Source organism: Halioglobus sp. HI00S01, assembly GCF_001635445.1.
GTDB classification, from domain to species: domain Bacteria; phylum Pseudomonadota; class Gammaproteobacteria; order Pseudomonadales; family Halieaceae; genus Halioglobus; species Halioglobus japonicus.
In genome coordinates this window covers 318,355-342,731 of sequence record NZ_LWEE01000025.1, presented here as the reverse complement: position 1 = coordinate 342,731, position 24,377 = coordinate 318,355, and the positions used below count along the sequence as shown (strand labels likewise).

The following is a 24,377-nucleotide window of genomic DNA, read 5'->3' as shown; positions in this document are numbered from 1 at the left end:
AACCTGACCGCACGGACGACACGACCATGCCCAGTGGTAGCGACTTTGTCGTCGCCACGCGTGAGGGCGCCAATGCGGCCGGATTGGCCCTGTTTGATCTCGACGATTCGCGCCAGGGCATTGTTCACGTGGTGTCACCGGAGCAGGGCATAGTCCAGCCGGGTGCCACACTGGTCTGCCCCGATAGTCATACCTGCACCCAGGGCGCACTGGGTGCGTTGGCGTGGGGTATCGGCTCCAGCGAGGCGGAGCATGCACTGGTAACCAAAACCCTGCGAGTGAAGAAACCACGCACGTTGCGCGTGCGGTTTGACGGTGAATTGCCGTTTGGGGTGACCGCCAAAGATATGATTGTGCACCTGACCGGCACTCATGGTGCCAGTGGTGGCAGTGGCTATGCCGTGGAGTTTGCCGGCGAAGCGGTGACCGCACTGGGAATGGAAGGCCGCATGACGCTGTGTAATATGGCGGTGGAATTCTCGGCCTTTACCGGATTAATCGCCCCCGAGGCAGGTCTGCCCAAGGGNTTTAGTGCCGCTACTCCCCAGTAGCGGCATCGTCTCTAGCCTCACAGCTCCTGGACGGTGAGCGCCAGGTCACTCAGCAGCGCTTCGTTGGCGTCCCGCTGAACGCTGTTACTTACCACGGCCGTGCTGGCGGCGTCTGCGCGTAAGTAGGTTTCGCTGACGCGCATCAGGTCGTCCAGGCTGACCGCCAGAATGCGCTCGCGGAACTGCTTGCGGTGCGCATGAGTGCGGCCAAAGAGGCTGTTGTGGAAGTGCTGTTTCGCTTCCCCGGCCGGTGAGCTGGGCTTGTCCAGCGAACCGATGACACCAAGAATGGCTTCTTCCAGGGCGCGGGCATCGTGGCCACCCTGCAGCAGCCAGTCGATGGCCGCGTCAAAGTCAGCCAGGGTATCTGCCAGCCGTGGGTCGCGGTAGGAGTAGAAGCGGAACGCCGCGGAGCCTGAGTCCTGGGAGGCGCCGCCACCATAGGCGCCACCCTGTTCGCGAATGGCGCGGTGCAAGAAGCCATTACGCATAAAGCCGCCCAGCACTGACAGGGCCGCCGCGTCAGGGTGCCCCACAGGTACTGTGGGATAGGCCCTGGCGCAGAAATTCACCTGGGTATTGGTCACCCAGAACTCACCGCGCCGCTCGCGCACCGGAGCCAGTGACAGGGTCTTGGCGCCGCTGTTCGAAGCATCTGCATAGATCGCTGACAGGTCCGTCGCCAGTCGTTCCGCTTCCTGAGGCTCTGCTACCACAAGCAATTCACCGGGCATGCTCTGCACGTTGGCGTGAATGTTGGCCAGGGTATCGCCAAACGTTGCCAGTTCGCCGTCGTCCTTGAGCGCTTCGTCCAGCGCCCGCAGGCGGCGAATACCCGCCAGGCCGGTTAGTTCATGATTGAGGTTGGCCAGTGGGCTCATCCCGGCACAGGCCGCAGCCATGGCCAGGCCGTGACCATTACCAGTGACGGATTGCTCGCGTCGGGCACGCTGCTGGCTGACGAGATCGCGCAGACGAGCATGTTCGTCGAAACGGGCACTGTGCAGGGTGTCGCGCATCAGCTCCGCCTGGGCAGCGGCATTGCGCAGCAGGGCTTTGGATGACAGCACGAAGTTCGCCTTGATGGCCTGCTCGTCTTCCACTTTGCCGCGCATGGAGGTGAATGCGTGTATGGAGCCGACATCGGCGGATTGACGGTGCTGGGTTTCCAGGTAGGTGCTCTCACCCAGGCCGAGTTCCGAGAGAAAGCTGGTATACAGCGGCAACACCGCGCGCTGCTCGTCGTCCAGTGCCGGCAGGGGCGCCACCCACTGCTGATACACCAGGCCGTTGGTGCCCTGGCCATAGCGGGTGACTGTCAGGCCATTGATGGGTGATTGCGTGGGGCTGACGTCGCTGACTTCGGCAGGGATGTCGGTCAGCTCTACCTTGGGCAGAATACTTTCGTCGTCGGTACTCTGCTGGCGTTCAATCAGGTCGGCGGCCAGTTTTACGGTGGCCTGCTTTTGCTCTTCGCTCATGGCTTGCTTAATGTCTGCCAGGCGAGCCGCCTCGCGCTCGAGTCGACGCGCCGAGAGCTCGCTGTCAGGTTCGACGACCAGCGTTAAGCGGTGGCTGTTGTCCAGCAGTAATTGCCGGGCGAGGCGTTTGATGTAGTCAGGATCCTGAATCTTGGTGCGCAGTGATTCGATCACGGGGTCGAGGTTCATTGCTGCAATCGGGTCGGCGTAGTGGGTTGCAGAGCCCAGCGCCTGCAGAATCAGATGCAGGCCATAGGGGTAGTTATCACCGCTGACCTCGCGCTGATGTAATTCCAGCTGGTGTAGCACGGCTTCGAGGCGTTCGGCGGCCACGCCGTTATTGGCCACATCCTCAATAATCTCCAGCACCATTTGTTCAAATGCGTCAGCGTGCTCAGCCTCGCTGCCTTCGATACCGCACACAAACACCATCTCGCGCATAGATTCCTCCAGGCCACAGAGAGGCGAGGGGGCTTGACCGAGCTCGGTGGTTTCCAGAGCGTGCTGCAGTGGTGAGGCGCTGTTCTCCAGCAATACGCTGGACAGCAGCTGTGCTTCGAGCATGCCTTCCAGGTCGCTGCTCTCACCGAGCATCCAGCCCATCACCAGGTGAGTCTTGCCTGCGGTGTCAGTGTTCTCGTCGAAGGCATAGATGTCATTGACACGAATGGGCGCGGCCAGCCGTTGCTCCGGCTGAACCTCGATGCGTTGATCGAGTCGCTCGAACCTGGCAAGGGCGCGCTCTTCAAAGGCGGCCTGATGCTCGGCGGCGGGAATGTCACCAAAGGTCATAAAAATGGCATTGGTCGGGTGATAGTGACTTTCGTAGAACGCCTTCAGTTGTGCGTAGCTGAGGTCCGGGATGTTTTCCGGCTCGCCGCCGCTGTTGTAGTGATAAGTGGTAGAGGGGAACAGGTGTTCGCAGAATTTCTGCCACAGGGTGCTGCTCACGGAGCTCATGGCGCCCTTCATTTCATTGAAAACCACTCCCTTGTATATCAGCTCAGAGCTGGGGTCATCGGGGATGGCAAACTCCACCCGGTGTCCTTCCTGGGCAAAATCCAGGGGGTCCAAACGCGAGAAGAAAACGGCGTCCAGATATACGTCGAGCAGATTGTTGAAGTCTTTGCGATTCTGGCTGGCAAAGGGGTAGGCCGTCCAGTCGGAACTGGTAAAAGCGTTCATGAAGGTGTTCAGGGAGCGGCGCAGCATCATGAAGAACGGGTCGCGTACCGGAAACCGTTCCGAGCCACACAGGGCGGTGTGCTCGAGGATATGGGCGACCCCGGTAGAATCCTGCGGCACAGTGCGCAGCGCGACCAGGAACACGTTCTCGGTGTTGTCGGCGGCCATATGATAGTGCACGGCGCCGGTCTCGCGGTGGCGAAACTCCTGGATTTGCAGGTTGAGGGATTCAATGGCCTGGGCGCGCACGGGTTCAAACGTCGCGTGGGCGGTGGGCAGGGGGTTGCTCATTCGCTGTCTCGATCAGTGTGGTAGGAGGCTATTCTAGCGCGATTACTCGCTCGGGTGGGGTATCAGTTCGATTCTGTACAACCACGGCCAGCGTTTGCCGGTGACCCAGAGGGCGCCGTCCTGAGGATTGCGGGCAATGCCATTGAGTACATCGGTATTGGGTTTGCGATCATCGCGGGGCAGCAGGCCAGCGAGATCGATATTGGCGGTGACTTTGCCGGTGGCCGGATCGATGATGACGATGCGATCCGTCTGGTAAATGTTTGCCCAGATCTTGCCGTCGATCCACTCGAGCTCGTTCAGGTGGTTCACAGGTGCGCCATTGAGAGTGACGGCCACTGAGCGTTTGTGCTGAATTTCACCCGGGGTGAAAAAGTGCAAATGATGGCCGCCGTCGGTGTAGATCAGCTTTGAACCATCGGTGGTGAGGCCCCATCCCTGACTATTAATGGGATGCCATTTGATCGGTTTGAGGGTCGCAAAATCAAATTCCAGCAGCATGCCTTCGCGCCAGGTGAGCTGATAGAGCTTGTCATCCAGGCGGGTGAGACCCTCGGCAAACAGGCGCGGATTCAACGGAACATCGTGTTCCAGCGACATGGATTCGAGGTCATAGCGGCGCAGTCGCGATTTGCCGTACTCGCCGGCGCTGACATACAGCTTGCCGTCGTGAATTTCCAGGCCCTGGACATAGTTGGCCCGATCGTGGGGGCGCTTTTCCAGCACGCGATAAGTGTACTGTTCGACCGCCATACTCATCGGTGCCAGCACGAACAGGAGTACAGCGATGGCGGTACGCATCAAATGCGATTCCTCGCCAGATCACGGATCAGGAAGCGCGCCGGTGCCAGCGCCCGTTGTAATTCCCGACTCAGGGGCACAGCTTCGCGACACACCATGCTGGCCAGCACTTGTGCTGTCAGTGGGGCTGAACTCAGGCCGCGTGAGCCGTGGGCTGTGTTGACGTACAGATCTCGCATATAGCTTCCATGATCCGGGATCACCTGCCTGGCATTTTTACGCAGCCCGGCATAGTTGTGCAAGAAGGCGTCGAAGTCGGGCACGGGGCCGGCTATCGGCAGGNAGTCGGGGCTTGCGCAGCGAAAGCCGACCCGGCCTTCGAGCGTGCCCACGTCGATGGCGTAGATGGCGTCGCGCCACTCGGGCAGTGCCGCCGCCAGGCGCCGTAGATTGTGCAGGTGGTCTGCGTCACGGACATCTCTGTCGTCGTCCTTGAGGTTAAAGGTGGCCCCGATGCAGTGCCGGCCCTGTCGTGCTGGCGCAATATACCCCTCGTGACAGAATCCGGCGGTCAGGGCGGTAACGGCAGGGTTCTCCGGTACTAGGCTGGTCTGGCCGCGAATGGACTGCAGCGGCAGCCACTCAAGGCCCGCAAATTGGTGGGTTGCCACCCCAGTACAAATAATTGCAGCCTCCGCCTTTGTCACGGCACCCTGGACGCTAGTGGCGACCCAGTGCTGGTCGTCACGGGCCAATGACAGCTTACCGCAGTGCTCGGTAAGCGTAATGTTGGGGTGGTTGGCCAGCGCGGCACATACCCCCGGTGGACGCAGCCAGCCTGAGTGTGGAAACCAGTAGCCTGGCTCGCTCGGTTTAACACCCAGGTGCGATACGGCGGCATCGGGTTCCAACACTGCCGCGAGCTGGGGTAGCGCCTGCAGGCGCTTACTCAACACCGCGAGGTCCTCGGCGTTGCGGTGCTGATGAAAGCTGCCACACAGTGCGCCGTCGTCACCCTCGCGCAGCAGACCCGAAGCAAACATCGACCGATACATCGCTGCGGCAAAGGTGAAACTTTGCAGGGCGAAATCCGTCAGGACCGAGTGGCGCCGCGACAGCCGTGTGTAAAGTATCCCCTGGTCGTTGCCCGACGCTTCGCCCGCCAGTGGTCCCGAATCCAGCAGGCTGACCTGTATCCCGCGTTGGGCGAGCGCCGCGGCAGTGGTGCAGCCCGCCAGGCCGGCACCGATGATGATAGCGGTGCGCGGTTGCGGGGTTGGCGCAGCAGATGCTTTGCTGAGGTCCCATGGGGTGAGCTGCGCGGGTGATGGGGCCGGCCGGGTCTCGAGCTGGCCGCGCAAGCACTCTCGCTTGCGCCCGAATCCCGGTACTTTCTCGACCTTGAACCCACTGGCCTGCAGGCCGCGTCGTACGTGCCCGGCAGCGGTAAAGGTTGCGAAGGTGGCGTCGTCGCGACTCGCTTGGGCAATGGCGGTATACAGTGCCGGCTGCCACATGGCGTCGTTGCGCGCCGGGGCGAAACCGTCCAGAAACCAGGCGTCGATCGTAGGACCACGGCTAGCAATATCAGGGAGCGCTGCACCGACGTCCTCCCACCACAAGTCCAGAATCACCTGGCCGTCTTCGAATACCAGACGATGCTGGCCGGGCAGTAAGTCTGGCCAGTGCTGCAGCAGCTGGGTCACGAGCGGTGCGAGCTCTGGCCAATTGCTCAGCGCCCGTGTCAGATCGTCCCGTTGGAGTGGAAACTTCTCGACAGACAGGTAGTGCAGGCGCGGTCGTTGCGGACCGAGCTGGCGCCACAGCTGCCAGGTGAGCAGAAAATTCAGGCCGGTGCCGAAACCGGTTTCACCGACGCCGAAGGTCGGGCCGCGGGCTTCCATAAGGCGCTCGCCGAGCCGATTGCCGTCCAGAAACACGTGGCGGCTTTCGGCTGCGCCGTCTTCACCCGAGTAGTAAACATCGCCAAAGATCTCAGACAGCGGATCGCCGTTGTCGGTCCAGTCGAGCCGTGCGGGGGTGACAGGTGTCCAGGGTTCGTTCTCGCGGTTCACGCAAAGCCTTGTTGAATGCTGTTGTGGGGGCGGTTCGTCGCGCCGCACAGCATAGCAAAGGCCCGCCTTTATGGCAGGGTTTTCGTTGCTCGCAACCGCCTGTGGCAGTAGACTTGCAGCTCTTTTCAGCCGAGGTAAACATGGCAGACAATCAGACCCAGTCCATCGAGCGCGACAAGTTCCTGACGATGGCCGTAAATATTCTCCACCGGGCTTTCATCGAGGCGCCCCGAACCGACGCCAAGAACCTGTTCAAACAGGTTGCTGAGGGCAAGGCGGTGCCCCTGACCAAGGTTGAGATGGAAGATAAATCCGTAGTTCGTTTCGACCTGGCGCTGGACCACAGCGAGTATCCAGGCACGTTAAACTACAGTGCGTTTCGCACCAGTCTGGCGACGACCCTGGGCAACCTGGTGAACGCCCTGCAAAACAAGCAGAACATTCCTTCGTTCACAGCGCAAAACCAGCCCAACAATCAGATCATTGGTATTACCGGTGTGACCGTCGAGGACGACGTGGCTTCGGTGATGGTTTTGTCCGTGCAGACCGCGGATCGCGAGGCTGCGGTACTGCTACGCCCCATGTACCTTGACTACGATCAGTTTCAGCGCTCTCAGCAGCAGGCAGAAGGCGGCGAATCAACCGCCTGATACGGTGGCTATGGGCGTGGCCGGCACGGGCAACTGCAGCTTCTCTGACGGAGCGATGACGGTCGACGTGCCGGTGAGTACCACTTTGCCGTCCTGGTTGTAGACCTTGTTGTCTATGATGAGCGTTTTGCGGCGCTCGCCCGTATCAACCACTTCCAGTTCCACCCGCACCTCGTCACCGATCTTGACCGGCAGGCGGAATTTGAGCGATTGCTCCATAAAAATACAGCCTGGCCCGGGCAGTTTCATGGCCAGCGCGGCGGAGATCACCGAGGCGGTCAGCATACCGTGGGCAATGCGCTCCCCGAATCGGGTGCTGGCGGCAAAATCGGGGTCCAGATGGAGTGGATTGACGTCGCCGGAAACTGCGGCGAACAACTGTATATCGAGCTCGGTGACCTGCTTGGAATAGCTGGCAGTTTGGCCTATGGTGATTTCGTCGTAGGTGAAGTTGGTCAGCGTACTCATGGTCTCTCTCATATCAGCGGGGCCCAGAGCATAACCCAGGGTGCAATTGCACCGCCACGATAATAGGCTCGTGAGGGAGCATGACAAACCAGAAGGGGGTGCTCCCCGATCTACAGATAGAATACCCAGAAGCACTTCCGGTCACTCAGCGCCGCGAGGAGATTGCCCGCGCCATTGCCAATCACCAGGTGGTGATCGTGGCCGGTGAAACCGGTTCCGGTAAAACCACCCAGCTGCCGAAGATCTGCCTCGAATTGGGTCGCGGCCAGAACGGGCTGATTGGTCACACGCAGCCGCGGCGTCTCGCTGCCCGCACCGTTGCCCAGCGTATTGCCCAGGAGCTGAAGGGGGAGCTGGGCCAGCTGGTGGGATACCAGGTGCGCTTCACTGACAAGGTATCGGAAGACACGGCCATCAAGCTGATGACCGACGGTATCCTGCTGGCGGAAATTCAACGCGACCGCCTGTTGCGCCGTTACGATACGATTATTATCGACGAGGCCCATGAGCGCAGCCTGAATATCGATTTTTTGCTCGGTTACCTCAAGCAGTTAATGCCCCAGCGCCCGGACCTGAAAATTATCATCACATCGGCAACCATCGATGTGGACAGCTTTGCCCGTCACTTTGACGATGCCCCGGTGATTGAGGTATCGGGCCGAACCTACCCCGTAACCACCCATTACCTGGATGCCGATCCCGGCGAGGGAGAGGATGTCTCGCAGCGTATTGCCACACTGGTTCAGGACATCGACGCGGGCGACTATGGCAAACGGGGCGATATTCTGGTGTTCCTGTCGGGTGAGCGAGACATTCGCGAGCTCGCCAAATTGCTGCGCCGTGAAACCCAGCTCGACATATTGCCGCTGTATTCTCGTCTCAGCGCCGCGGAGCAGAACCGGGTCTTTGATCTGGGTAGCCGTCGCGGGCTGCGCGTCATTCTGGCGACCAACGTCGCAGAGACATCGCTGACCGTCCCGGGCATCCGCTATGTCATCGACCCGGGCGATGCCCGGATCAGCCGCTACAGTTATCGCACCAAGGTGCAGCGGCTACCGATTGAGTCGATTTCCCAGGCCAGCGCCAACCAGCGCATGGGACGGTGTGGCCGGGTAGAAGAGGGCGTTTGTCTGCGCCTCTATAGCGAGCAGGACTTCCTGTCGCGCCCTGAATTCACTGACCCTGAAATTCTGCGTACTAATTTGGCGGCGGTCGTCCTGCAAATGACAATTTTGGGGCTCGGTGATGTGGAGGCATTTCCGTTTATCAACCCGCCGGACCCGCGTTTGGTGCGCGATGGCTATAAACTGCTCGAAGAGCTGGGTGCGGTGACACCGGATCGTGAACTGACTTCGGTGGGCCGGCGCATGGCCCGACTGCCGGTCGATCCCCGGTTGGGGCGAATGGTGCTGGCTGCGGGCGAACTGGGCTGTATGGCGGAGGTGCTGGTGATTGCTGCAGCACTGGCGGTGCAGGATCCAAAGGAGCGACCGGCCGATAAACAGCAACAGTCCGATCAGGCCCACGCGCGGTTTCGTCACGAGAAATCTGATTTTCTCGGCTGGCTGAACCTCTGGCGTTACTACGAAGAGCAGCGCCAGGCACTTAGCCAGAATCAGCTGCGCAAATTGTGCAAGAAAGAGTTTCTGTCGTTCATGCGCATGCGCGAGTGGCGCGATATTCACGCCCAGTTGAGCATTGCCTGCCGTCAGCAAAAAATTAAAACGCCTGCTCAGTTACCCGAAGAAGAGAACTATCAGGGTGTGCATCGCGCCCTGCTGGCGGGCCTGCTGGGTAACATTGCCCAGCACCAGGAAGATCGCGAGTACCTGGGCGCACGCAATCGCAAGCTGCAGATTTTCCCGGGGTCCGGTTTGTCGCGTAAGCGGCCGAAGTGGATTGTGGCGGCTGAAATTGTTGAAACCAGCAAAGTCTTTGCCCGTACCGTCGCTGCCATTGATCCACTGTGGGTCTTGGACATCAACTCCGATTTGCTCAAGCACCACTACTACCAGCCGCGCTGGCAGTCGCGCAGTGGCAGGGTCATGGCCTGGGAACGGCTGACCCTGTACGGGCTTACGATTGCCGATAAACGCTCTGTTCACTACGGCCCGCTGGCGCCGGAGGAGTCACGTGAGCTCTTGATTCGCGAAGGGCTTGTCGCCGGTAAGTACCGACAGCATCCGCCCTTCCTCAAGCACAATCTGCGCCTGGTGCGCGAGGTGGAGGAGCTGGAATCGCGCACCCGTCGGCGCGATATTCTGGTGGACGAGGAAGTCATCTTCGAGTTCTACAATGAGCGCCTGCCCGATAACGCCTACACCGCCGGCCGATTGCAGTCCTGGTTGAAGCGCAGCCCGGAGCGGGGCGAGAGCCTGCAAATGGCCCGCGAGCAGCTGCTGGCCCGGGACCCGGGTGGGGAGCTGGAAGACCAGTTCCCCTCCAGCCTCGATTGGCAGGACATGAGTTTTCGCCTGAGCTATCAGTTCGAACCGGGTAAGGAGGCGGACGGCGTGTCGGTTACTGTGCCGGTAGCGCTGCTGAACCGCGTGCCGCGGTTTCTGTTTGACTGGCTGGTACCAGGCCTGCTGCGTGAAAAGTGTATTGCACTGGTCAAAAGCCTGCCTAAGGACAAGCGCAAGCGGCTGGTCCCGGCGCCGGATTTTGTCGACCGGGCGCTGGCGACACTCGAGCCGGATGATAGTGACTTGCTTCAGGCGCTGTCGCGTACCCTGGACAAGATGGGTAATGTCCAACTAACGCCAGCGGACTGGTCCGCGGGCAAGCTCGATGACTACTATCGGATGAATGTTCGTGTGGTCGATGCCCAGGGCAAGCTGCTGGCCCAGGGCCGCAATCTGCAGGCGCTGATCGACCGCTTCCGGGACGACACCCGCCAGAGTGTAGGAAAGGCCAAAACGGCTTCACCGGCCCGCGATGGATTGACTCGCTGGGACTTTGGCGATGTGCCCCGTGAATGGCGCTTTCGCCAAGCCGGTCAGGATATTGTTTCGTATCCTGCCCTTGTGCCCCGCGAGAAGGGCGCTGCTATTGAGTTGTGTGATTATCCGGCGGTCGCCAGGCTGGCGCATCGCGAAGGTGTATTGCACATGCTGCGCCTGCACAGCGCACAACAAGTGAAATATCTACGCAAGCAATTGTTGCGCGGCAATGACTTTAATCTGGTGCTCGCCGGCGCCGGTCTGGACCGAACCGCGCTGGTCGATGATCTTATCGACGCAGCGTACGTTCAGGCGATGTCATTGGACGAGCAACTTCCCTATAGCGAAGCGGACTTTGGCAAACAGCTTGAACGCGGCAAGGGAGATGTCATCAGTCGCGCCAATGAGATAGAAACTGCCCTGTTGGCGGCGCTCAAGCCCCTTGCTACCGCTCGGACCAAATTAGCGGCATCGCCCATGCAGCGCTGGCCGAACATCAAGCGTGATATTGATGACCAGGTCAGTGGCCTGTTGGTCGCGGGATTTTTGCGCGATACACCTGCCAGTTGGCTGGTCCAGTACCCGCGGTATATGAAGGCGCTGCTGAATCGAATCGAACGCCTCAGCGGACAGGTGGCCAAGGATGAAAAATACTGTGCATTGCTGGCCGGGCTGACTGAGCCATTGCAGCAGGCAATGAGCCAACGTGCCGGGCTCCTCGCGGCTTGTCCGGCGGCCATGCAGTATCGATTCATGCTCGAAGAGTACCGGGTGTCACTGTTTGCTCAGCATCTGGGGACTCGCCAGGCGGTCTCTGAAAAGCGCCTTGCCCAGCAATGGCGGGAGGTGGAGCAGTGGTTGGAAGCGAATCCACAGTGATTGTTAGTGATGACCCTCTAAAAAAGTTGAAGTTGACGAAACTTAGTTCATCAACTTGAGTCATATCTAGCACGTCAAGGTGCAACGGATGATTTCAGGTCATCGTGGCGGCAAAACTATGAAATTTGGATTACCACAGGGAAATAACCATGTCACAGTCAAAAAAACCTCTTGCAGTCGCTTTCGGTGCCGCGTTCCTGGCGACTTCTATTGCACCTCTGGCAACTGCCGAGGTTAACCCGTTTTCTTCTACTCAGCTGAGCGGTGGTTACGACCTCGCCAACTACGACAAGCACAGCGAAGGCAAGTGCGGCGAAGGTAAGTGTGGCGAAGGCAAATGCGGTGAAGAGAAAGCCGGGGGCGAAGGCAAGTGCGGCGAAGGCAAATGTGGCGGCGAGAAAAAAGCCGGCCATGAAGGCAAGTGCGGCGGCGAAAAGAAAGCCGGCGGTGAAGGCAAGTGCGGCGAAGGTAAGTGCGGCGGCTAATGCCTTCTAAAGCAACAGAGTTCCGCGGCGCGGGACTCGGACTCAGGCGGGCCCTTTTGGGTCCGCTTTCGTCTATGCAGCAAGGCGCTGTTGACTTCCTCGAAGTAGCGCCGGAAAACTGGGTTGGTGTGGGCGGCCGTTACGGGCGTCAATTTCGCCAGATGGCCGAGCGTTATCCGATCGCACTGCATGGCCTGTCGCTAGATATTGGTGGCCCCGATGAGCTTGATACCGAGTTGGCGAAATCAGTGCGCCGTTTTATGGACGAGTTCGATGTGCCACTGTACAGCGAACACCTCACCTACTGTGCAGCAGAAGGGCACCTGTACGATTTGCTGCCGATACCGTTTACCGAAGAAGCCGTGCACTACGTCGCTGAGCGCGTGCGTCGCGTACAGGACATCATCGGTGAACCGATTGCCCTGGAAAATGCGTCCTACTACGCACAGCCCCATAGAGACCTCAGCGAATCGCAGTTCATTAATGCGGTTCTGGAGGAGAGCGGCTGCGATCTGCTCCTGGACGTGAACAATATTTACGTGAACAGCATTAACCATCAGTACGACCCTATAGAATTTCTCGATGCTTTGCCGCTGGCGCGCGCCAGGTATATTCATATCGCAGGTCATTTCGATGAGGCGGATGATCTCAAAGTGGATACACATGGTGCCGATGTGATCGATCCGGTCTGGAACCTGCTGGCCGAAGCTTACAAGCGGGTAGGCGTATTGCCGACATTGCTGGAGCGCGACTTCAACCTGCCGCCGCTAGAGGAATTGCTCGCTGAAGTAGAGCGGGTGCGAGCGATCCAGCGCGATGCAAGTAACGCTCCGGAGGCCATGACCGCATGACAGTCCAGCAGTTGCGTGACAGCCAGATGCGCATGGCCAGTTACCTGCGCGATCCCGAGCACAACCCGGCGCCCGAACAGGTCGAGGAACGCCGCCTGAAGGTGTATCGCGACCTGATTTACAACAATGTGGAAGGTTTTTTACGCGGCGGCTTTCCAGTGCTCTGCAGCCTGTATGTCGAAGACGAATGGCGTGCGCTGGTGCGCGCGTTCCTGGATGGCCATCGCTGTCGTTCGCCGTACTTCCTGGAAATCAGCCAGGAATTTATTCAATTCCTTATGAATGGGCACACGCCGCGCCCATGCGATCCGCCGTTTCTGGCCGAGTTGGCCCACTACGAGTGGGTGGAGTTGGCTCTGGATGTCGCCGAGCAGGAGTTGCCGCCACGGCTGGAACTGGATGACACCGGATCAGCCTTGCTGACCCTGTCACCCCTGGCCTGGGTATTGGCCTACCAGTTTCCCGTGCATCATATCGGCCCCGGCTTTAAGCCGGAGGCGCCCGCCGATCCCTGTTATCTGGTGGTGTATCGCGATAGACATGATGAGGTGAAGTTCATCGAAATCAATGCGGCAACGGCGCGCCTGTTGGAGCTGTTTCGCGACGGCGATGCTCAGCCGGTCGATACCTTGTTGGCGACGCTTGCCAATGAACTGGGCATGCCATTGGAAAATATGCAGGCTTTTGCCCTGGAGCAGGTTGAGCAAATGCTTGGCCTCGACGTGCTGGTCGCGCAGGTGTAATGGTGTGTGATTTGCTTCCCACTGCACCCGCGCGTAACATCCACGTTTCCCGCTGACTCGTATACGTCGATATGAAAACCCTTACTCGCCTGATGCTCACGCTGGCACTCTTGGTGCCCCTGGCCTCGATGGCACAGGAGCAAGAGAAAAATATCGATCCACTGGAGTCGATCAATCGTCCATTGTTTGTGCTGAATAATACGCTCGACAAATACCTGATGCGCCCGGTAGCCGTGGGTTACGACTGGGTCATGCCGTCGTTTGCCAAGCGTGGCGTGGGCAACATGTTTGCCAACATGTACGACTTTAACTCAGCGATTAACGGCGTTTTGCAAGGGCGCTTTGGCGGCGCGGCACAAGGTGGTGGCCGTTTCTTGATCAATAGCACGTTGGGTCTGGTCGGATTATTTGATGTGGCCACGCCCATGGGTATATCACCTTATCGAACCGATTTTGGTCACACCCTCGCCATCTGGGGAGTGGATTCGGGGCCGTATATTATGGTGCCGTTCTTTGGGCCACGGACGTTCCGTAGCGGGACCGGCACCATTGTCGATACCTACACGTCGGTACCCACTTATATCGATAATGTTCCACTGCGAAATTCATTGTGGGGTCTGGAGCTGGTGGACGGCCGCGCCCGGTTGCTGGCCGCAGATGAACTACTCACTGGCGACCCCTATATCTTCGTCCGCGACGCGTACCTGCAAAACCGCAATACCTTTGTGAACGACGGCGTTGTCCAGGACAATTTCTCTGACTTTGACCAGGAAGAAGACTGGGAAGAGTTCTGATCCACCCTTGCCGGGTGATGATCGAAAAAGTTGTGAAATCTTGCCAAAACCGGCCAAAGGTATGTTGCCTGTGCTGAGTGATGGGCGTAGTGTCAGCGACAGTTACACGCGAATTATCACTGATGGATGCTCCCGGAACTGCACTGGTCGTAGACCACGACAAATCCCGCGTTTTAGCCTTGGCCGAGCTTGTCAAAGGGCTGGGTTTTGAGCCCGTAATTCATACCACCGCGCTTGGCGCACGTGAATTTCTGCACTCGCGTCCGGAGCTGGACGTCATCCTCTGTGAATTCGATATGGAGGGTCTGACCTGGGATGCCACCCGGCGCTCGGTTCCCGAATTGGACCACCAGATCCCCATCGTACTGATCAGTGATGAGGCTTGCGCAGAGTCAATGATGCGGGCATTGCGCTGGGGCGCCAGTGATTTTTTTGTGCGTCCCCTGGATGACATCGAAGCACTGGAGCGTTCCCTGGAGCGATGCCGGCGCCAGCGCCAGGTAAGGCGTGAGCTTGAACGTTCGCGCAAGCGTCTGGAAGCCGCCAATACCGAACTGCGTGGCACGATCAAAGTACTTGAGCAGGATCAGCAGGCCGGCCGCCAGGTACAGATGCGTATGCTGCCCTCTACTCCGATGGTGTTGGACGACTACGTATTCAGCCACACCGTGATTCCATCGTTATATCTGAGTGGCGACTTCACCGACTATTTTACGGTGGGCGATCGACATGTCACCTTTCTCATGGCCGACGTCTCCGGGCATGGCAGTTCTTCCGCTTTCGCTACGGTCTTGCTTAAAAACCTGTTTGCGCGCAAACGTTCCGATCTGCTGCGCAAGAACGACGATGCAATATACAGCCCGGTAGCTATGCTCAAGCAGGCGAACCTGGAGCTCATGGACCTTGAGGTGGGTAAGTTTGCCACGATGGTTGTGGGCGTGGTCGATACTCAGGAAAATACCTTGCGCTACAGTGTCGCGGGGCACTTGCCTCAGCCGGTGCTGGTGTCCCAAGAGGGAGCCCGATATCTGCGAGGAGAGGGCTCCGCGGTGGGCATTATGGCAGACGCCCATTACGAGGAACATTTCATCGATCTGCCAGACAGCTTTATGTTGGCGCTGTTCTCGGATGGGATTCTCGAAATCCTGCCGCCGAAAAATCTGATCGAGAAAGAGAATTACTTCATCCGGGTGTTTGAGGAAACTGCTGACTCACCGGAAGAGTTGGTGACCCGCCTGGGGCTTGACCGGGTGGAGACGGCACCGGATGATATCGCCGCCCTGTTTATTAGCAAACGCGACTGAGATGGACGGAAGAATTCTTGCGGCGAGCCACGACGGCGCCTACGTCATCCGGATGAAAGGTGATGTGCGTGTGACGTTGTGCACTACCATCGAAGAATACTTTCATACCATGTTCGAAGACCCTGAGTTTACGAGTGTCTGGGTGGATTTGTGCGATGCTGAGGGTATCGACAGTACAACGCTGGGTCTGCTGGCCAAGTTGGCCATTAACGTGAAGGAAAAGTACGACTTTCAGCCCGCCATCTTCTCCTGCCAACCGGGGATTAATCGCCTGCTGAAAAGTATGGGGTTCCAGCGCCTGTTTGAATTGCGCGAAGAGGCCTGTGCCAGTCCCAAAGATATTCAGGAGCTGCCGCAGGTCACGGGTAGCGAGGTAACTGTGAAGGCCAAGGTGATCGAGGCCCATCGTGTGTTGATGGGCCTCTCGGAAGAAAATCAGGCCAAATTCAAGGATTTGATGATGGCCCTGGAACGGGGCTGATCAGCGCAGGCTGTAACGCACTTCTGCGTACACACCCAAAGGCTCTCCCACAAAATATCGATAACTGCCAAAACCGAAGTCGGCCCGTTCAGCGTAGTCTTTGTCAAGCAGGTTGGTGACGCGCAAAGCCCCCGACCAGCTCTCGTTGAACGCTGAACTTACCCTCAGATTAACCAGTTCGTGGCCATCGTACTTGTGCTGGTTGTCTGGCTCCAGATAGTGCGAGCCCAGATAAATCCACTCCAGTTCCGCGGTGCTACTATCGTTGAAGTTCCACCCAAGGCGCGCGCTGCCCGTATGGCGTGGTGCGGTGTCGATGTCGTTACCTTTGATGTCGCCGCTGGAACCGAGCAGCTCGATAGCGCTGGCATAGCGGTGGCGGGCTACGGAAGCGACCGCATTCAGGTACCACTTCTCGGTAAAACTGTAGTCAATTGAAAGTTCCAACCCCTGGTGCTCAGTGCTGGCTCCACTGACGTTCTGACGATTGGCATCCTGGAAAATGACTTCGTCTTTCTCCATGTAGTACAGCGACGCGGTATAGCTGAACTTGTCTGTGATGTTGCCGCGCAGCCCCATCTCGATGCTGTCCAGCTCTTCCTCATCCAGGTCGGCGACCTCCTGGCCGGACTGCAGACGGTAGAGCTCCGTCGCCTGAGGCGCGCGGAAACCTCGCGCCAGACGCAGATAGGCACTGTGATCATCGAGCCACTGGTAGTTGACACCGGCATTGAGTGACAGGCCGGTGAAATCGTCCTCGCGGTCGGCGGGACGATAAAAGCGACAGGCAGATGCTTCCGGGCTGCAGGCCGGACCGTCGTCAGTGCGATTGTTGTAGTCGTAGCGGTTGTATTCAAGGCGCGCGCCGCCAGAGAGCTCGAGGCGCTCTGCCGCCCAGGTGGCCTGGCTGAATAACGCTGCACTCAGTGCGTCGACCTGATAATCGTAGTGCACGCCGGCAGGCTGATTGGGGCTGAAGGGCTCTGCCTGGGTTTCCTTCAGCCAGCCGTCGGTGTAATCGAGGTCGGCGCCATTAGTCCAGGCCCAATTACCAGCCTCTGTGTGCAGTGCACTCTGCAGGCCCAGGCTGGTGTGGCCGTTTTCCTCGACCGGCTGCCAGGGCAGAAAGTGCATGAGGAATTCCATGCTGTTGTCACGCAAGTAAGGCGTAACGACCAGCGTATTCTGCCCGTCCAGATCGCGGCTCATGCGGCTGTAGGCGCGCACCGATCGCGCATCTCGATAGGCTTCAGGATTGGGGTTGGTATCTTTCAGGTCTTCGTCGGCGTAAGCCTTATAGCCGGTAATGAACCCGGCAGTTTCCTGATTCAGATTGGCATAATCCAGTACTGAGGTGATGCTCCAGTTTTCGCCCTGATAATCATCGTGCAGGGTAAGTTTCTGTTGGTCAAAACCTGAGTCATCTTTGTAGCCGCCGTCGCTGGTGCCGTTGAAGCTGATGCCGAATTTGTGAGCCCCCGCGCTGCCGGCATAGCGGTACTTGCCACGGTAGTAGTCGTGTGGCCCGGCCTCCACGGCAATACTTTGCTCTGGAACGTCTGGGGCTGCACTCAGTATATTGATGACACCGTGCATGGCATTGGAACCATACAAAGCCGTTGCCGGTCCTTTGATGACTTCAATAGCGCCAGCCTGTTCAGTGTTGGCGTCAAACAATTGGTTCACGTTACAAAAACCGGGTGCACGCAGGGCAATGCCATCGGCAGCCATGTAAAATGCACCACAGCTACCCGCACCGGTGAGTACCGGCGAGCGCAATGAAGGCAGACTTTCCTGGCCATTGCCGCGACTGATCCAGGCACCCGGTACCTGTTGCATCAACTCGTTGATGTGGACCTGGCCGGCCAGGTTAATGGCCTGCTGATCGATACTGGACCAGCTCAGGGGCAGGGTGTCGGCATTGGTGGGCAGGCGGGTGGCGGTAACCAGCACCTGCTCCTCTACCAATTCGTCGGCGAAAGTCGGGTTGAGGGTGCAAAGCAATACAGCCGCAGCCAGCGGTAGTCGATAACTCATAAGATTAGTGTGAAGCGATAATGTTGGGATTGGAAGCAGAGGCCGCCGGCCCCTCGCGATTGCGCACCGCGTCAGCCACGCGGAACATGGGGTGTTTGAGCATTTGGACCAATTCATCGGAAGCGCCGGTGCGCTCCAGTGCCAGATCCATACATTGCAACCACTGATCTCGCTCCTCGGGACCGATGTGGTAGGGCTCATGGGGTTCGGTCATGCAGACTGTGCCGTGCTTGTCGGCGTACAGCGGTGGCCCGCCCATCCAGCCGATCAGGTAGTCGGCGAGCTTTTCCTTCATGGGCCCCAGGTCGGCCGCGTGCATCGCCCGCAGGCTAGTGAGTTCGGGGTGCTCGTCCATGATGTCATAGAAGGTGCTGGTGAGATTGCGAATGCCTGCTTCACCAAGTATCTGATAGGGAGTTTGTGGTTGATTCATCGTTATTCATTTCCTGCTGGACTACATACGGCGAGGTCCTTGGGCGCTTATTGTAGCGAGGCTGAGGGTAGCTTGTCAGGCTTGAGTGCGGATATTTGCGGCTGCTGGTATGGCACATTTATGACAAAGCCGGCAACGCTCGCCGGGCCCGTGATCGCTCTGCTAGAATGCGCGCTTCCATAGAGGGCTACGAAGCCCTGTTCGTGTGCTGCAACCAGGTGAATATTCCTTATGAGTCTTGCCCAACAAGTGATGGCTGTGAACAACGATCTCCCCATACGTACAGGCGCGCCTGTGCACAGTGGCAAGGTGCGCTCAGTGTATTGGTTGACGGATGAGGACAGCGCCCGCCTGGTGCAGGAGCGTGGCTACGATGTTCCGGCAAATGCGCCCCTGGCAATTATGGTTATCTCGGATCGAATCTCCGCCTTTGACTGCATCTGGCATGGCGAGGGGGGGATGGCCGGCGTGCCAGGCAAGGGCGCCGCGCTCAATGCCATTTCGAATCACTGGTTTGAGTGTTTCCGCAACCAGGGCCTGGCCGATAGCCACATTCTCGAAATTCCCCACCCACTGGTGTGGATAGTGCAGAAAGCCAAGCCTGTGATGATCGAAGCGATTGCCCGGCAGTATATTACCGGTTCCATGTGGCGCTCTTACGCCAATGGCGAACGGGAGTTTTGCGGTATTTCGATACCCGATGGTCTGGAGAAGGATCAAAAGCTGCCGCAGTTACTGATTACACCATCGACCAAGGGAATTCTTGAGGGTATTCCCGGGGTACCTGCGGTGGATGACGTGAACATCACGCGCAGCGATATCGAGAACAACTATGCCGCCTTCAATCTTCGGTCAGCCGCGGATGTAGATCGCTATGAGCAGTTGCTCACGGAGGGCTTTGTCCTGATCAGCGACCAGTTGGGCGCGCTTGACCAGATCTTTGTCGATACCAAGTTTGAATTTGGCTATGTCACCGACAAGGCGGGCAACGAGAAGCTGATTTACATGGACGAGGTGGGCACGCCTGATTCGTCGCGGATCTGGGATGGGCCGGCCAGGCGCGAGGGTAGGGTGGTCGAAAACTCCAAGGAGAGTTTCCGCCAGTTATTGCTCAACCACTTTCCCGACCCCGACATTCTGCTGAACAAAGATCGCATGGCCGAGCGCACAGCGCTCGCGGCAGACAACGCACTGCCCGCGGACGTATTAATGGAAGTATCCGCAACCTATACAGGCATAGCCGAGAAGATTATTGGCAAGCCCGTGGATATTTCTGCTAATCCCAAGGCCGAGATTATTGCTGTGCTCAGGGACGAGTTTGGCCTGATCGACTAGGCGACGATTCATGATGCTGACAGATCCCGCGTTTTATCTGGTCAGTATTCCCGCTGTGCTGCTGTACGGCATTTCCAAGGGCGGTTTTGGCGGTTCGGTAGCGGTGTTGTCGGTGCCCATGATGGCGCTTGTTATGCCGCCGACCCAGGCTGCTGCCATTATGCTGCCCATTCTGGTTGTCATGGATTTTTTTGTAGTGCGCACCTATTGGGGGCATTACGATCGCCTTGCCCTGAGGGTGTTGTTGCCGGGGGCAATTTTCGGCATTTTGCTCGGCTACCTCAGCGCTGATGCTATGAACGATAGCTATATGCGCATTATGGTGGGAGCCATTTCCCTGCTGTTTGGCCTGCAGAGCCTTTTCGCGATGCGCGCAGATGTGCAGCGCAAGCACAACCCAGTGGCGGGCACGCTGTACGGCACCGTGGCCGGCTTTACCAGCTTCAGCATTCACGCCGGCGGGCCGCCTTTTACCATGTATCTTATGCCCAAGGGCCTCGCGCCGCTGTTGTTCGCCGGTACGGCGGGGCTCTTTTTTGCCGTGGTGAATGTGGTCAAACTGGTGCCGTACACCTTGCTCGGACAGTTCAGCGCCGACAACTTGCTTTACTCCCTGGCACTGGTGCCTCTGGCCCCGGTAGGCGTGCGGATCGGACACTATCTGGTGCGTCGCTCTGAGCCGGCCGTGTATTACCGCATCATCAGTTTCTTCCTGCTGGTGGTGGGTGCCAAGCTGTTGTGGGAGGGCGTTGCCGGTGTGTAGGGCAAAAAATTGGCCGCGTCCGGCATGGTGGAATGGTGCAGCGCTGACTAGGCTAAATGTTCTTACGTAGGGAACTACTGCTATGAGCGCCATACAATTCGAAAAACGCGGCCACCAGGCCTGGATTACTCTCAACCGCCCCGAGGCAAAAAATACGCTCAACGGCGAGGCCTTTATCGGCCTGGCGGACGCCTGGGATGAGGTGCGTGCAGACACCGATATCCGGGTGGCGGTTGTCACGGCGGCGGGCGATGAAGACTTCTGCTGCGGCGGAGACCTTGGCGATGTTATCCCGCTGTGGACTGGTGCTCGTGAGCCCACCTCGGAAGTGGAAGAACGCCTAAAGAACGACCCGCTGATTTCCGATAAGGTGATGTTGAAGGGAGAAACGTTGTACAAGCCGGTGGTGGCCGCGATTAATGGCCGGGCGCTGGGCGGCGGCACTGAGCTGATCCAGGCGACTGACATTCGCATTGCCGCTGAGCATGCCCAGTTTGCGCTGCCTGAGCCGAAACTGGGTATTGTTCCCGGTGCCGGTTCCATGGTGCGCCTGACACGGCAGTTGCCCTGGGCCCACGCGATGAAGATTCTGCTCGGCGGCGCACCGGTGAGTGCAGGGGAAGCGCTGGCCATGGGGCTGGTGTCGGAAGTGGTGCCTCTGTCGGATCTTCAGGCGCGCGCCGAGTACTATGCGGATGCCATTTGTGCACAGGCGCCGCTGGCGCTGCAGGCGATTAAGCGTACCGCGCTGGAAACCCATACCCAGCCCTGGGCAGAGGCCTTTGGTTTTGAAATGGGCCAGGCCGCGGACATTATGATGAGCAAGGATGCGCGCGAGGGCACCCGTGCATTTCGTGAAAAGCGTGCGCCTGAGTTCAGCGGTGAGTAAGTAAAGCTACGTTCAGGTATTTGCCGCAGGGCTGCTTCTTCAGCAGCGTGACTGGCACCCTTGGCATTGCTCTGCTATAACGCCTCAATCGGAGGTATCAATGAACGTTTACAAACTTTCCCCTACGGTCGGCGTTGCCGGCCAGATTCGCCCGGAGATTATTCCCCAGATTGCTGAGGCCGGTTTCAAGGTGTTGATCAACAATCGGCCCGACGGTGAGGAGCCCGGCCAGCCCAGCAGCGCAGATATTGCCGCAGCGGCAAAGGCGGCGGGTTTGGAGTACCACTACCTGCCGGTGACCGCGATGGACTTTCCCGGCCCCGCAGTGGATCAAATGGCGGACTTTTTCGACGATGAAGACCGTCCCGTGTTTGCGTTTTGTCGCACCGGCACGCGCTGCACTAACCTGTGGGTGGTGACCCGCGATGTCGATGCTCAGGACGAGGCCGCCGCCCAGGCTCGCGGCATCGGTTTTGATCTGAGCATGGCTGCCCGGGTCATCTAGGCGGGCTGCGGCCATGGAGACGCGTTCCGCGGCCGACGTACTGGCTCAATACGGGCTGCCGTATTTTCGTGAGTTGGCCACCTTTGGCGCGCTTTCTGATGAGGCCATTGAAACCCTGTTGTGGGATGGCGAGATCCAGTTTCTGGCTCAGGGCGAGAAGTTGGAGCGAATTGAAGAGCCGGCGGACGATTTCCAGGTGGTGCTCTCAGGCAAGACGGCGTTTTATAAGCGCGGCGATACCTGTGAGGTGCTTACCCGCTACTATTGCCCTGGCGATCAGGTCGGTTTCGATCTTATGATTGGCATGATTGAGCACAACGGCACCGATGTCGCTGTTAAGGACACACTGTGGCTGAACATCGACAAAACGCTGTTTTATCGCCTGCATGTGGAGTACCCGGCGGACTTTGGGTTGCTGATGATAAATCTCGCGCGCGAGCTGTCGCGAGAGATAGAAATTCTTGAGGATCTTCTCGTGGGCGCCGGTGACGGCGCCCAGCAGGCGGGTTGAACTCAGGCTTCCGGCGTGTACCAGATCGGCGAACTCCAGGCCCGTTCCTGGATGACTTTCTTGTGATCTGCCGCGCAGCAGTTTTCCATGCCTGCGGGAATCGTGGCCGGGTCGTCGCAGCGTACGCCGGCGTCGACACAGATTAGCTGGCTCCAACGACAGGTCGGGTTTTCCAGTACCCGGGTGTAGTAAAACGCCTGTGCCTCAGGATCGAAATCGTTGTCCTGCCAGACGCTGCACAGCTGTCCGTGGCCCGCGCCCTGGGTTTCGCAGGTATATTGATATCGACCGTGGCGTCGTTGTCAGCACCGGCAACATCCAGCACCTTCTCGTGCAGTTCACCGTCTTCATACCAACCTTTGATCAACTGCAGGCGCTGTAGCGGCATGCCGGGATACTCATCGGTGCCCGCATCCGCCACGGCCGAGACAATAAAGCGTGGTGCTGTGTTGTCGGCGTCCGGTGCGGCCATATCGCCGCCCATGGGTACGCCACCCTCGTAGCCCTGGGCGACCATGTTAGGTGCGCTGCATACGTCTTCCGGGTAATCGCAGCCACCGAAGAAGCGCAGAACAGGGCGGGTGCCACTGGTGGCATAGGCTTCGCGGCGCTGCATTGCGGCGAACAGGGATTCACGGGTGTTTTCCTCGGCGTACAACACGGCAAGGCCGCCGGGGCCGTACTCGAGTTCGTCAGGCAGGCCCACGGGCACACCGTCACCTGCACCCATGCCGGCGCCGCCGTGGCCGGGGTGGTTCTTCTCCATAGCCAGGCCGGGAGCAGAAATGTGCGTATCGGTGCTAGACACCAGGCCGTACTTGAAACTGTTTACGCCGAGTTCTTCCTGTTGCTGCAGACCTTTTTTCAGCGCGTAGCGCAGGAAGTTTGAGGCATCGGGCTTCTTGGTAACGGGCTGATCCTCTTCAGGCGCAAACCGTGCCAGCCACGATAGTGGCAGCCCGCCGGTGGTGCCTCTGTCTTTGCCGCCGAAGGTATCGTAGTTCAGTTTCTCAAAATCACAGTACTTATTTTCGGACCACACTGGCAGGCGGCTGTGACATTCTGATGAGCCCTTGTGCTGCATCACCTCGAACAGCGTGTTCCAGCGCGCGCGGCGCTCGGCTTCTTCACGAGTGACAGGCTCGGGGGGAATAGTGGAGTTTTCCAAGCGAGCAGTTTCAAACATGAGGCCGCCACTGAGATTGGAGTTGTGCGGGATAACCACCGCATCACAGCCGGGGTTGTTGGCCACACACTCGTTTTCCAGGTAGTTCCATAAGTCTACCTGGGAGGGTGTGTCGATCCAGGACATTGCGTAGTCGGGCACCTTGTCGTTCTTGAACACGACATTGTGATGCAGGTTCTGGCCCGAGCCGACGGACGCTGTCCATTCATAGGCGATGAAGCTGGTGAAACTGCAGTCGGAGCTGCGGTCATAGGCTTCTGTTGGTCGCCTGCTCCAGGCAGAGCCCGTGATTGTCACCGCACATGTTGCTCCAGCGCATCTTGCCGCTTAGGCCCATAGCGGCCAGCGTGGCAAAGGTGGTGCTGGGGAAGTAGCGATGTGCCATGCATACCGGGTGCCAGTAGCCCGGCGAGCCTTGCACATTACACATGCGCATCTCGCCCATGAACTCCGAGTGATCAGTGACCGCGGTGAAATCCAGTGGCCGGTCAATCTTGATCGTGCGCAAAGGCTTGTCATTCTCGTCGTAGGGTTTGATACCCAGCGCCTCTCCTTTGGCGAAACGGTAGGCCGCATCCGGCTTGTTGCGGGTATCCTGTGAGCGGGCGTCAAACCACCAGGCTGTGTGTACATGGGTGTCGCCAAAGTGAGGTCGGCGCAGTGGGTCGTGATTATCGCAGGGCTGGGCGGTGCTGGTGTGCGCGAAGGACGCGAGCAAAGCCGCACTGGAGAGTAGGGTGAGAGAGCGCATATGAGTACCCGCTTTGATTTTTCGCTGTTGGTGCACAGGCTTTCAT

At 58.7% G+C, this 24,377-nt stretch carries 23 protein-coding genes; 14 read left to right on the top strand and 9 right to left on the bottom strand.

What is annotated here, in order from left to right; all coding sequences use genetic code 11:
- Positions 1-551, top strand: a 551-nt coding sequence (locus tag A3709_RS06615) for an aconitase family protein (protein ID WP_255359723.1), incomplete at its 5' end; no start/stop codon positions are given.
- Positions 552-568: 17 nt separating this feature from the next.
- On the opposite strand, the gene A3709_RS06610 is transcribed toward A3709_RS06615, so the two are convergent.
- Genes A3709_RS06610 through mnmC form a run of 3 tightly spaced genes read right to left on the bottom strand, consistent with a single transcriptional unit; the run spans position 569 to position 6,324 of the window.
- On the bottom strand, positions 569-3,508 hold the full coding sequence (locus tag A3709_RS06610; protein ID WP_066051863.1) for an insulinase family protein: 2,940 nt from the start codon (positions 3,506-3,508) through the stop codon (positions 569-571).
- 42 nt (positions 3,509-3,550) lie between these two features.
- Entirely contained in the window at positions 3,551-4,309 is a 759-nt protein-coding gene (locus A3709_RS06605; RefSeq protein WP_066051860.1) for a glutaminyl-peptide cyclotransferase, read from the bottom strand.
- Complete coding sequence (mnmC, locus tag A3709_RS06600) at positions 4,309-6,324, bottom strand: bifunctional tRNA (5-methylaminomethyl-2-thiouridine)(34)-methyltransferase MnmD/FAD-dependent 5-carboxymethylaminomethyl-2-thiouridine(34) oxidoreductase MnmC (protein ID WP_066051857.1); 2,016 nt, start codon at positions 6,322-6,324, stop codon at positions 4,309-4,311. Before mnmC ends, A3709_RS06605 begins: the two co-directional genes overlap by 1 nt.
- 140 nt (positions 6,325-6,464) lie before the next feature.
- On the opposite strand from mnmC, the gene A3709_RS06595 reads away from it, so the two are divergent.
- Positions 6,465-6,974, top strand: a complete 510-nt coding sequence (locus A3709_RS06595; protein WP_066051971.1) for a hypothetical protein — start codon at positions 6,465-6,467, stop codon at positions 6,972-6,974.
- On the opposite strand, the gene A3709_RS06590 is transcribed toward A3709_RS06595, so the two are convergent.
- A complete protein-coding gene (locus A3709_RS06590) occupies positions 6,963-7,442 on the bottom strand; it encodes a MaoC family dehydratase (protein WP_066051854.1) in 480 nt (159 codons plus the stop codon). The two genes, A3709_RS06595 and A3709_RS06590, sit on opposite strands and share 12 nt — an antisense overlap.
- 80 nt (positions 7,443-7,522) lie before the next feature.
- On the opposite strand from A3709_RS06590, the gene hrpA reads away from it, so the two are divergent.
- From hrpA to A3709_RS06555, 7 genes are all read left to right on the top strand, one after another.
- Positions 7,523-11,263, top strand: a complete 3,741-nt coding sequence (gene hrpA, locus A3709_RS06585; protein ID WP_066051852.1) for an ATP-dependent RNA helicase HrpA — start codon at positions 7,523-7,525, stop codon at positions 11,261-11,263.
- Positions 11,264-11,412: 149 nt separating this feature from the next.
- Positions 11,413-11,748 (top strand): hypothetical protein, encoded by a 336-nt coding sequence (locus tag A3709_RS06580; RefSeq protein ID WP_066051850.1) that lies wholly within the window; start codon positions 11,413-11,415, stop codon positions 11,746-11,748.
- Entirely contained in the window at positions 11,748-12,599 is an 852-nt protein-coding gene (locus A3709_RS06575; RefSeq protein ID WP_066051848.1) for a DUF692 domain-containing protein, read from the top strand. The genes A3709_RS06580 and A3709_RS06575 overlap by 1 nt, the downstream gene beginning before the upstream one ends.
- Positions 12,596-13,342 carry a DUF2063 domain-containing protein gene (locus A3709_RS06570; protein WP_066051844.1) on the top strand — a complete coding sequence of 249 codons (747 nt, stop codon included), beginning with the start codon at positions 12,596-12,598 and terminating at the stop codon, positions 13,340-13,342. The genes A3709_RS06575 and A3709_RS06570 overlap by 4 nt, the downstream gene beginning before the upstream one ends.
- Before the next feature lie 71 nt (positions 13,343-13,413).
- Positions 13,414-14,136: a VacJ family lipoprotein gene (locus A3709_RS06565; protein WP_066051841.1), complete on the top strand. Its 723-nt coding sequence runs from the start codon at positions 13,414-13,416 to the stop codon at positions 14,134-14,136.
- Positions 14,137-14,258: 122 nt separating this feature from the next.
- Positions 14,259-15,440 (top strand): PP2C family protein-serine/threonine phosphatase, encoded by a 1,182-nt coding sequence (locus A3709_RS06560; RefSeq protein WP_066051968.1) that lies wholly within the window; start codon positions 14,259-14,261, stop codon positions 15,438-15,440.
- 1 nt (position 15,441) lies between these two features.
- Positions 15,442-15,921, top strand: coding sequence for an STAS domain-containing protein (locus tag A3709_RS06555; RefSeq protein WP_066051838.1), 480 nt, complete (start codon positions 15,442-15,444; stop codon positions 15,919-15,921).
- Here the strand turns inward: A3709_RS06555 and A3709_RS06550 are convergent, their stop codons facing one another.
- Together A3709_RS06550 and A3709_RS06545 are read right to left on the bottom strand one after the other, a co-directional pair.
- Positions 15,922-17,958 carry a TonB-dependent receptor gene (locus tag A3709_RS06550; protein WP_066051833.1) on the bottom strand — a complete coding sequence of 679 codons (2,037 nt, stop codon included), beginning with the start codon at positions 17,956-17,958 and terminating at the stop codon, positions 15,922-15,924.
- A gap of 4 nt (positions 17,959-17,962) precedes the next feature.
- Positions 17,963-18,391, bottom strand: coding sequence for a group II truncated hemoglobin (locus tag A3709_RS06545; protein WP_066051830.1), 429 nt, complete (start codon positions 18,389-18,391; stop codon positions 17,963-17,965).
- 231 nt (positions 18,392-18,622) lie between these two features.
- On the opposite strand from A3709_RS06545, the gene A3709_RS06540 reads away from it, so the two are divergent.
- The 5 genes from A3709_RS06540 (at position 18,623) to A3709_RS06520 (ending at position 22,394) form a co-directional block, all read left to right on the top strand.
- Positions 18,623-19,726 (top strand): phosphoribosylaminoimidazolesuccinocarboxamide synthase, encoded by a 1,104-nt coding sequence (locus A3709_RS06540; RefSeq protein WP_066051827.1) that lies wholly within the window; start codon positions 18,623-18,625, stop codon positions 19,724-19,726.
- Positions 19,727-19,736: 10 nt separating this feature from the next.
- Positions 19,737-20,489 (top strand): sulfite exporter TauE/SafE family protein, encoded by a 753-nt coding sequence (locus A3709_RS06535; RefSeq protein WP_231871115.1) that lies wholly within the window; start codon positions 19,737-19,739, stop codon positions 20,487-20,489.
- An 82-nt stretch (positions 20,490-20,571) separates the two neighbouring features.
- A complete protein-coding gene (locus A3709_RS06530) occupies positions 20,572-21,378 on the top strand; it encodes an enoyl-CoA hydratase-related protein (RefSeq protein ID WP_066051825.1) in 807 nt (268 codons plus the stop codon).
- A gap of 100 nt (positions 21,379-21,478) precedes the next feature.
- Positions 21,479-21,883, top strand: a complete 405-nt coding sequence (locus A3709_RS06525; RefSeq protein ID WP_066051822.1) for a TIGR01244 family sulfur transferase — start codon at positions 21,479-21,481, stop codon at positions 21,881-21,883.
- Between the two features lie 13 nt (positions 21,884-21,896).
- A complete protein-coding gene (locus A3709_RS06520; protein ID WP_066051819.1) occupies positions 21,897-22,394 on the top strand; it encodes a cyclic nucleotide-binding domain-containing protein in 498 nt (165 codons plus the stop codon).
- A 2-nt stretch (positions 22,395-22,396) separates the two neighbouring features.
- On the opposite strand, the gene A3709_RS24955 is transcribed toward A3709_RS06520, so the two are convergent.
- From A3709_RS24955 to A3709_RS06510, 3 genes are read right to left on the bottom strand one after another with little or no spacing between them, the layout of a single operon-like run.
- The gene (locus A3709_RS24955) at positions 22,397-22,636 is read right to left on the bottom strand and encodes a DUF3604 domain-containing protein (RefSeq protein ID WP_082849939.1); all 240 of its coding nucleotides are present in this window, start codon (positions 22,634-22,636) and stop codon (positions 22,397-22,399) included.
- Positions 22,537-23,877, bottom strand: a complete 1,341-nt coding sequence (locus A3709_RS06515; RefSeq protein WP_066051808.1) for a DUF3604 domain-containing protein — start codon at positions 23,875-23,877, stop codon at positions 22,537-22,539. The genes A3709_RS24955 and A3709_RS06515 overlap by 100 nt, the downstream gene beginning before the upstream one ends.
- Positions 23,828-24,331 carry a DUF3604 domain-containing protein gene (locus A3709_RS06510; RefSeq protein ID WP_156507587.1) on the bottom strand — a complete coding sequence of 168 codons (504 nt, stop codon included), beginning with the start codon at positions 24,329-24,331 and terminating at the stop codon, positions 23,828-23,830. Before A3709_RS06510 ends, A3709_RS06515 begins: the two co-directional genes overlap by 50 nt.
- Positions 24,332-24,377: the final 46 nt, after the last annotated feature.

Coding starts and splice junctions, on each gene's coding strand:
- hrpA (WP_066051852.1), top strand. CDS start 7,523: ATGACAAACCAGAAGGGGGTGCTCCCCGATCTACAGATAGAATACCCA.
- A3709_RS06535 (WP_231871115.1), top strand. CDS start 19,737: ATGATGCTGACAGATCCCGCGTTTTATCTGGTCAGTATTCCCGCTGTG.
- A3709_RS06575 (WP_066051848.1), top strand. CDS start 11,748: ATGCCTTCTAAAGCAACAGAGTTCCGCGGCGCGGGACTCGGACTCAGG.
- A3709_RS06545 (WP_066051830.1), bottom strand. CDS start 18,391: ATGAATCAACCACAAACTCCCTATCAGATACTTGGTGAAGCAGGCATT.
- A3709_RS06580 (WP_066051850.1), top strand. CDS start 11,413: ATGTCACAGTCAAAAAAACCTCTTGCAGTCGCTTTCGGTGCCGCGTTC.
- A3709_RS06605 (WP_066051860.1), bottom strand. CDS start 4,309: ATGCGTACCGCCATCGCTGTACTCCTGTTCGTGCTGGCACCGATGAGT.
- A3709_RS06570 (WP_066051844.1), top strand. CDS start 12,596: ATGACAGTCCAGCAGTTGCGTGACAGCCAGATGCGCATGGCCAGTTAC.
- A3709_RS06565 (WP_066051841.1), top strand. CDS start 13,414: ATGAAAACCCTTACTCGCCTGATGCTCACGCTGGCACTCTTGGTGCCC.
- A3709_RS06590 (WP_066051854.1), bottom strand. CDS start 7,442: ATGAGTACGCTGACCAACTTCACCTACGACGAAATCACCATAGGCCAA.
- A3709_RS06530 (WP_066051825.1), top strand. CDS start 20,572: ATGAGCGCCATACAATTCGAAAAACGCGGCCACCAGGCCTGGATTACT.
- A3709_RS06595 (WP_066051971.1), top strand. CDS start 6,465: ATGGCAGACAATCAGACCCAGTCCATCGAGCGCGACAAGTTCCTGACG.
- A3709_RS06510 (WP_156507587.1), bottom strand. CDS start 24,331: ATGCGCTCTCTCACCCTACTCTCCAGTGCGGCTTTGCTCGCGTCCTTC.
- A3709_RS06520 (WP_066051819.1), top strand. CDS start 21,897: ATGGAGACGCGTTCCGCGGCCGACGTACTGGCTCAATACGGGCTGCCG.
- A3709_RS06525 (WP_066051822.1), top strand. CDS start 21,479: ATGAACGTTTACAAACTTTCCCCTACGGTCGGCGTTGCCGGCCAGATT.
- A3709_RS06550 (WP_066051833.1), bottom strand. CDS start 17,958: ATGAGTTATCGACTACCGCTGGCTGCGGCTGTATTGCTTTGCACCCTC.
- A3709_RS06540 (WP_066051827.1), top strand. CDS start 18,623: ATGAGTCTTGCCCAACAAGTGATGGCTGTGAACAACGATCTCCCCATA.
- A3709_RS06610 (WP_066051863.1), bottom strand. CDS start 3,508: ATGAGCAACCCCCTGCCCACCGCCCACGCGACGTTTGAACCCGTGCGC.
- A3709_RS06560 (WP_066051968.1), top strand. CDS start 14,259: ATGGATGCTCCCGGAACTGCACTGGTCGTAGACCACGACAAATCCCGC.
- A3709_RS06555 (WP_066051838.1), top strand. CDS start 15,442: ATGGACGGAAGAATTCTTGCGGCGAGCCACGACGGCGCCTACGTCATC.